General features: G+C 44.2%; 3 protein-coding genes. 1 reads left to right on the top strand and 2 read right to left on the bottom strand.

Annotated elements, in window-relative coordinates:
* Nucleotides 1-313 (bottom strand): glycoside hydrolase 100 family protein (locus tag F6K37_RS41355; RefSeq protein WP_287257079.1); only part of this gene is annotated, 313 nt, incomplete at its 3' end.
* Between the two features lie 250 nt (nt 314-563).
* Between F6K37_RS41355 and F6K37_RS41360 the strand changes: the two genes are divergently transcribed.
* Nucleotides 564-773 carry a hypothetical protein gene (locus F6K37_RS41360; RefSeq protein WP_287257080.1) on the top strand — a complete coding sequence of 70 codons (210 nt, stop codon included), beginning with the start codon at nt 564-566 and terminating at the stop codon, nt 771-773.
* 116 nt (nt 774-889) lie between these two features.
* On the opposite strand, the gene F6K37_RS41365 is transcribed toward F6K37_RS41360, so the two are convergent.
* Nucleotides 890-1,396 (bottom strand): hypothetical protein, encoded by a 507-nt coding sequence (locus F6K37_RS41365; RefSeq protein ID WP_287257081.1) that lies wholly within the window; start codon nt 1,394-1,396, stop codon nt 890-892.
* Between the last annotated feature and the right edge of the window lie 285 nt (nt 1,397-1,681).

Consider the following 1,681-nt stretch of genomic DNA (forward strand, 5'->3'; position numbering starts at 1 on the left):
GTTCCTTCTTATGTATCACTTTAAAGCTAGCTGGCATCAATCCAAGACCCGCCTTAAAGCAATCCATATGCTTTTCACGGCTTTGAAGCCCTAGGGTTTCGATCAGGAAATTGCGCACAATTTCTCCCTTGCCCCTCATCAGCAATGCCATAGCCGACACCGCGAAATCCCGCGTAAAACACTGGTCATAATTCAGGGCTTCCACCTCCGAATCTTTCGACGCCACTGTGCCCACGGGATTACCTTTATAATAGATAATCGAATCTTCCAGCGCTTGCCAAGCTGCATCGATCAGATTACCTTCGCTTACCATATAAAACTTCTCCTTTAAGTTGTCCATGTGGTTGATGCTAGCTTAACTCCTTTGACAACATCCTGAAGTACTTGGCTCGGATATCGAAAGACACAGAACTTCGGGAACTTCCGATCAAGGAACTTCGGATCAAGGAACAGGGAATAGGTCAGAATAATTGACGCAAGCAATAAGCTGTTAAGCATTTATTTTGATCGCTCACAAGCCTTGCTGTAAGAGATCTAGGCTTCAAAAATCCCAATTTAAATGCGTGTCAGCTTATCATAAAAATCTGAATATTGCAAGGTCTAACCAAACAACCTTCAACCAAACAACATTCAACCTTCAACCAAACAACATTCAACCTTCAACCAAAAAACATTTAACCTTCAACCAAACCACCTTCAACCTTCAACCAAACAACATTCAACCTTCAACCAAACCACCTTCAACCTTCAACCAAACCACCTTCAACCTTTAACCAAACAACATTCAACCTTCAACCAAACCACCTTCAACCTTCAACCAAACCACCTTCAACCAAACAACATTCAACCTTGGCCTATTGGCCACGCTACGCGAACAACCCTATTGACTCTAGTCATTCAAGACCGGCTCCAGCAACATTGCCGTACCCACAGGAAAGGGATAGGATATATTTTCGGTCAGAGCAGACACTCGATAAAGCATCGCTCCCCCTTCTCGATTTTGTTCTACCCCATCCATCACAATGCGCAGCACATTGCCTGGTTTAACAGGTTCATTCAAGGTAACCGTCAGAGCGGTACCACCTTCAGGACTCTTAGAAACTGCTGTGGTTGCTGCCACTCTCTCACCAAACTGATTAGTAACCGTTGCTTTACGAACACCAGCGAGATTGGTACATTCAATCACAACAGCATTTATTGGAAACACAGCCACACCAACGGTAATAAAATGCCTATCCCCTGCAGCTCCAGCAATTCCAGCGCTGGCAACATAGGGAGCATTCGGCACAAAACCGGCTTGAGCCTGAGCCACTGGTACCAGACTAGGAATGGCCATAGGCAGCACAGATGCGGCGAATGCTAGGGCTGAAACTGCTCCGAAAACTTGTTTTTTCATCACTCAATCGTCTTGGGATACCAGACTTAAAGAACGTTGAGTTGATTTTAAAGAAGACCTATCGAAATTGTCTGCCTGAAAAAATCGGGAATTTGACCTAGATTGGAGTGCGCCATCTGCTGGTAATACTCGTAAAAAATTGCAAAAAATTGCTATTATGCACGGAAATTTTGGCAATTCTATGTCAAAGTAAAGCTAGTGTTTGGTGTGTTGGCTTTCAACCTAGTCAATGATGGCAGACGAAGCCCTAGCTGTTTTGGACACAATTTTGCCCGATTACTCCTT

Origin of the sequence: Moorena sp. SIO4E2 (assembly GCF_010671945.1) — a bacterium.
In the GTDB taxonomy this organism is placed as follows: Bacteria; Cyanobacteriota; Cyanobacteriia; order Cyanobacteriales; family Coleofasciculaceae; genus Moorena; species Moorena producens.